This is a genomic window from Lederbergia wuyishanensis (assembly GCF_022900255.1).
Classification (GTDB): domain Bacteria; phylum Bacillota; class Bacilli; order Bacillales; family Bacillaceae_C; genus Lederbergia; species Lederbergia wuyishanensis.
Window position 1 is genome coordinate 198,722 of the sequence record NZ_JALIRM010000004.1, and the last position, 6,000, is coordinate 204,721.

Sequence of the window (6,000 nt, forward strand, 5' to 3'; positions counted from 1 at the left end):
TTTCTGGATTATTCTCACTTACTTTGATAAAAATAAACTATATTGATATTGACTAACAGAATAGCAGGTGTTTACTAAATGAAAATAAAACCGCCTCAGCCTTTTACGTTTGAAGCAGGGAAGAGAGCAGTTCTTTTACTACATGGATTTACAGGAAATAGCGCCGATGTAAGAATGCTCGGGCGATTTCTTGAAAAAAATGGTTATACAAGTCATGCACCACAATACAAAGGTCATGGAGTCCCACCTGAACAACTAGTTCATACTGGGCCGGATGATTGGTGGAAAGATGTAATGGAAGGCTATGATTTTTTAAAAGAAAAAGGTTACGAAGAAATTGCTGTTGCTGGTCTTTCACTAGGTGGGGTTTTTTCTTTGAAACTGGGTTACACTGTACCTGTAAAGGGAATAATTCCTATGTGTGCACCTATGTATATTAAAAGTGAAGAAGTCATGTACGGAGGAATTTTAGATTATGCTAAGGAATACAAACGCTTTGAAGGAAAGTCGGAGGAACAAATTTCAGTTGAGATGGAAGAATTTAAAAAAACTCCTATGAAAACGTTAAAAGCATTACAAGAATTGATTGCGGATGTCCGTGATAACGTTGATATGACATATGCACCTCTTTTCGTTGTTCAAGCACGAAACGATAAGATGATTAACGAAAACAGTGCAAATATTATTTATGAACAAGCTGAATCCGTACATAAAGATATTAAATGGTACGAAAACTCAGGACATGTTATTACACTTGGACCCGAAAAAGATATGCTACATGAGGATATATTGCATTTTCTTGATGATCTTGACTGGTCTGTATAGGTATACAAGGAGGACGATACAATGGAAGAACTGGATTTTGAAAAAATTTTATCATACATGAAAGAGGAAGCGTATAAACCTCTTACTGTTCAAGAGCTGGAAGAAGCTTTTGAAATTAAAGATGCGAGCGAATTTAAAAATCTTGTAAAAGCGCTCGTGCAAATGGAGGAGAAGGGACTTGTCGTAAGGACAAGGAGCAATCGCTACGGTCTCCCTGAAAAAATGAATCTTGTACGTGGGACACTTTCAGGGCATGCAAAAGGATTTGCATTCCTTATACCTGACGAATCAGGTCTCGACGATATTTTCATTCCTCCGCATGAAAAAAATGGTGCAATGCATGGGGATAGTGTTTTAGTAAGAGTTACTGGTGAGTCATCAGGATCCCGTCGCGAAGGAGTAGTAATACGGATTCTACAGCGTGGTTTTGAAGAAGTAGTCGGTACATACGTTGAAAGTCGTCACTTTGGTTTTGTTATTCCAGACGATAAAAAAATTGCAGACGATATATTTATCCCGAAAAACGCCAGTATGGGTGCGGTTGAAGGACATAAAGTAGTCGTGAAAATAACTGCGTTCCCTGAGGATAGAAAAAATGCTGAAGGCGAAATCATTCAAATACTAGGTCATAAAAATGATCCGGGCGTTGATATTTTATCAATTATTCATCAACATGGACTTCCACTTGCATTTCCGGAGGAAGTATTAGAACAAGCTAACAGCATTCCGGATTCAATTGATGAAAGTGATATTCCCAATCGCCGTGATTTACGGAACGAAGTCATTGTAACAATTGATGGTGCGGATGCAAAAGATTTGGATGATGCGGTAACTTTAAAAAAACTCGAGAATGGGAATTATAAACTTGGAGTTCATATTGCAGATGTCAGCCATTATGTTAAAGAAGGTTCCCCAATTGATCGAGAAGCATTTGAACGTGGTACAAGTGTGTATTTAGTAGATCGGGTTATACCGATGATCCCTCATCGCCTATCAAATGGTATATGTTCTCTAAATCCAAAAGTAGATCGTTTTACTCTCTCATGTGAAATGGAAATTAACAAAAATGGTGAAGTTATCAACCATGAAATTTTCCAAGCTGTCATCAAAACTACCGAGCGGATGACATACTCTGATGTTAATCATATTTTGATTGATAAAGATGAGGATCTTAGAACAAAATACGAACCTCTCGTACCAATGTTTGAACTAATGGAAGAGCTACAAGGAATTTTACAATCAAAAAGAATGAAGCGTGGTGCGATTGACTTTGACTTTAAAGAGGCAAAAGTCATTGTGGATGAAGAGGGGAAGCCAACGGATGTTGTAATAAGGGAGCGATCAATTGGGGAAAGAATTATTGAGGAGTTCATGCTTGTAGCAAATGAAACAATTGCTGAGCATTTTCACTGGCTGGATGTTCCTTTTATTTACCGAATTCACGAAGATCCAAAGGAAGAGAAACTACATCGGTTCTTTGAATTTATCACAAACTTTGGTCTAGTAGTTCGTGGGACAGCCAATTCCGTTCATCCAAGAGCTCTACAAGAAATCATTGAAACAGTGCAAGGGAAGCCTGAAGAAATGGTTATTTCGACTGTTATGTTGCGATCGATGCAGCAGGCAAAATACAATCCTGAAAGTATAGGACACTTTGGGCTATCTACTAAATTCTATACGCACTTTACTTCCCCAATACGAAGATATCCCGATTTAATTGTGCATAGATTAATCCGCACCTATTTAATCGAGGGGAAATTGGACGAGGCAACTCGGGCAAAATGGCAAGCACACCTTTCTGAAATTGCAGACCATTCTTCAAAACGTGAGAGACGTGCTGTAGATGCAGAACGTGATACAGATGAAATGAAAAAAGCAGAATTCATGGAAGATAAAATTGGCGAAGAATTTGATGGGATCATTAGTTCTGTAACGAATTTTGGTATATTTGTTGAACTACCTAATACGATTGAAGGGCTTGTGCATGTCAGTTATATGACGGATGACTACTACCGTTACGATGAACGCCACATGGCCATGATTGGCGAGCGGACAGGCAATGTTTTCAGGATAGGCGATGAAATTACTGTTCGAGTTATAAAGGTAAATAAAGAGGAACATGACATTGATTTTGAAATTGTAGGAATGAAAAGTAACCGTAAGCGTAACGATGAAGCTCCCAAAACAAAAATTGTAAAACTGAAATCTGAAAAAAACTCTAAATCAAACTCTAAAGGACCACAAGGATCAATTGAGAACGAGGAATGGTCAACAAGACCACCAAGAAAGAAAAAGAAAAAAACGTATGAAAATGCACCTGCAAAAAATCGGCAAAAGCGAAGTAAAGGTAAACATAGATAAACGTATGGAATACCAAAAGGTTGGAGGTCTGACTTCTAACCTTTTTCAAATTGATGTATAATATGAAGACGAATTCAGTTAGCCAAGGGGGAAAAACAATGCCAAAAGGAGAAGGAAAATTAATTGCCCAAAATAAAAAGGCTAGTCACGATTATTTTATTGAAGATACATACGAAGCGGGGATTGTCCTTCAAGGTACTGAAATAAAATCTATTAGAGCGGGAAAGGTAAATTTAAGAGACTCTTTTGCAAGAATACAAAATGGTGAATTATTTTTGCATAATGCTCATATTAGTCCATATGAACAGGGAAATCGTTATAATCATGACCCACTAAGAACAAGAAAATTATTACTACACCGTAAAGAAATCAATAAGCTGATCGGTGAGTCTAAAGAGGAAGGATACTCCATTATTCCTTTGAAAATATATTTAAAAAATGGTTTTGCTAAAGTTTTAATAGGCTTAGGAAAAGGAAAAAAGAAATATGATAAGCGTGAGGATTTAAAGCAAAAAGAAGCTAAACGTGATATAGAGAGAGCATTTAGAGAGAGACAAAAAATATAAATATTTGTATTAAAACAAGGACTTAGTTCACTATTGTGTGTCTAAAGTCCTTGTTTTTTGTCATGCAATTTAAAAAAATGATTGACTATTTGTTACACCAAGTTTAATATGTTAGTAACAACTACTAGTAATTTTCTTTATTTTTGTAAAAAACTAGAAAAGGTTATTACTATCTAGGGATGGTCTCTTTTATTACTAGATAATTGAAAAGGACTCCATAATTAAAGCTACGAAAAACAACGAAAATAGGAAAATTGGCATTGCTTTAATGGAAGCGTTACAAAAATACCAATTTTTCAAGGGAGGTAAATTGGACAAGCAATTCATTTTTAATTTATTTGGAAAAGTAAGCGTTATTAATTTTGAATTTTTCCAAGATACAAAATCACCAAGAAACAATCGGAGGAGACGATATGGAAAAGGCAATTGCAAATAAAGATGTCGTAATCATCCCAAAGAAGAAATCGATCTTCTTTAGACTAATGAATCAGTGGGAACTCCAATTAATGGTCATTCCCGCCATCATCTTCATCTTTATCTTTAGTTATATTCCGATGTACGGAATCATCATGGCGTTTAAGGATTACAACATTTTTAAGGGAATCGCGGAAAGTCCTTGGGCGGGATGGAAGCATTTTAATATGTTCTTCACTGCACCAGAATTTTCTCAAGTCATGAGAAATACGCTTGTGATCAGCTTCCTTAAATTCTTTATCGGATTTCCGGCGCCGATCATTTTGGCCTTAATGTTAAATGAAGTAAGGCATATGTTCTTTAAACGGGTGGTTCAAACGGTGAGCTATCTGCCTCACTTCATATCTTGGGTTATCGTGGCGGGATTCGTCGGTTCGTTATTGTCAACAGATAACGGAAGCCTAAATATCGCCTTGGAAAAGGTGGGAGCCATTGACGAGCCAATCAGCTTCCTGAGCATTCCGAAATATTTTTGGGCAATCCTTGTGACCACGAATGTTTGGAAAGAAATCGGCTTTGGATCGATTGTCTATTTAGCCGCCATTGCGGGTGTGGACCAACAGCTTTATGAAGCTGCCGCCCTTGACGGTGCAAGCCGATTCAAACAAATCTATTTGATTACAATCCCTTCCATTTTGCCAGTTATCTTAATCTTCATGATTTTGGCAATCGGAAACCTTTTGAACGCTGGTTTTGAGGATATTCTCCTTTTAGGCTCTAACCCGGTTGTAAGGGATGTAGCGGATGTTCTGGATACGTACGTATATCGAAGAGGGATTCAGCACTCGTTATTCTCTTATGCAACCGCTGTCGGTTTATTTAAAGCCATCATCAGTGTAGCCTTGCTTACAATGGCTAACTTATTGTCTAGAAGAGCAGGAAGCAGCTTGTGGTAATCAGAAAAGCAGAAGGTGCTTGATTAGGGGCGACCAGCAAATGTTCTCTAGCCCCTAGCACCTGCAGCTAGACAGAAAAGCGGAAAAGACAGTAGAAAAGGAGGATTCCACATGTTAAAAATGACAACAGGCGATCGAGTCATGTCGATCTCTATCTATGTCATCCTTACAATATTAGCATTTGTCACCTTTTATCCGTTTTGGAACGCGCTTGTCATCTCGTTCAACAGCGGAGTCGATACAATGAAAGGTGGAGTCACGTTTTGGCCGAGGGTATTTTCCTTGGACAACTATGATATCGTTTTCCAGGATTCCCGTATCCTGAATGGGTTTTTCATCTCCATTCTTCGTACAGTGATCGGTACAGCAACCGCTGTTCTCTTTACCGCAATCTTTGCGTATGGGATGTCGAGAAAAGAATTAATCGGTAAAAACTACTATATGATTTTCTGTGTCGTCACGATGTTCTTCAGTGGTGGTTTGATCCCTACCTTCCTTTTAATCAGGGGATTGGGACTTTTCAATACATTTTGGGTCATGATCATTCCTGGCCTCATCAGCGTATGGAATATGATCATCTTCCGGACCTTCTTCCAGGGGTTGCCAGCAGGATTGGAAGAATCCGCGAAAGTAGATGGATGTGGATATTGGGGAACGTTCTTCCGAATCATCCTTCCGCTATCGGGTCCAGTCATCGCAACACTATCGTTATTTACCGCTGTGTATCACTGGAACGACTGGTTTTCTCCGAGCATCTATATTTCGGAACAAAAACTATTGCCGATCCAAACGATGCTTCAGCAAATCCTTAGCTCCAACATCATGTCGGAGCAAATGGCGCAGGCCGATTCAACCGCCGCAGCGCATATGCAGAAGTT

Annotated in this window: 5 protein-coding genes; all 5 read left to right on the forward strand. The window is 38.4% G+C overall.

All coding sequences use genetic code 11. The annotated features are described in order from the left end of the window. The first annotated feature begins 78 nt into the window (after positions 1-78). Positions 79-825 carry an alpha/beta hydrolase gene (locus tag MT489_RS09530; RefSeq protein ID WP_244681310.1) on the forward strand — a complete coding sequence of 249 codons (747 nt, stop codon included), beginning with the start codon at positions 79-81 and terminating at the stop codon, positions 823-825. A gap of 21 nt (positions 826-846) precedes the next feature. Next, complete coding sequence (gene rnr, locus MT489_RS09535) at positions 847-3,186, forward strand: ribonuclease R (protein WP_244681311.1); 2,340 nt, start codon at positions 847-849, stop codon at positions 3,184-3,186. Positions 3,187-3,284: 98 nt separating this feature from the next. After that, positions 3,285-3,752, forward strand: a complete 468-nt coding sequence (smpB, locus tag MT489_RS09540) for an SsrA-binding protein SmpB (RefSeq protein ID WP_244681312.1) — start codon at positions 3,285-3,287, stop codon at positions 3,750-3,752. A gap of 482 nt (positions 3,753-4,234) precedes the next feature. Continuing rightward, complete coding sequence (locus MT489_RS09545; protein ID WP_244681319.1) at positions 4,235-5,122, forward strand: ABC transporter permease; 888 nt, start codon at positions 4,235-4,237, stop codon at positions 5,120-5,122. 111 nt (positions 5,123-5,233) lie between these two features. Beyond that, positions 5,234-6,000, forward strand: a 767-nt coding sequence (locus MT489_RS09550) for a carbohydrate ABC transporter permease (RefSeq protein ID WP_244681313.1), incomplete at its 3' end; no start/stop codon positions are given.

What these genes read in the sequence shown, in the direction of transcription:
- MT489_RS09530 (WP_244681310.1), top strand. Translation starts at nt 79, where the DNA reads ATGAAAATAAAACCGCCTCAGCCTTTTACGTTTGAAGCAGGGAAGAGA.
- rnr (WP_244681311.1), top strand. Translation starts at nt 847, where the DNA reads ATGGAAGAACTGGATTTTGAAAAAATTTTATCATACATGAAAGAGGAA.
- smpB (WP_244681312.1), top strand. Translation starts at nt 3,285, where the DNA reads ATGCCAAAAGGAGAAGGAAAATTAATTGCCCAAAATAAAAAGGCTAGT.
- MT489_RS09545 (WP_244681319.1), top strand. Translation starts at nt 4,235, where the DNA reads ATGAATCAGTGGGAACTCCAATTAATGGTCATTCCCGCCATCATCTTC.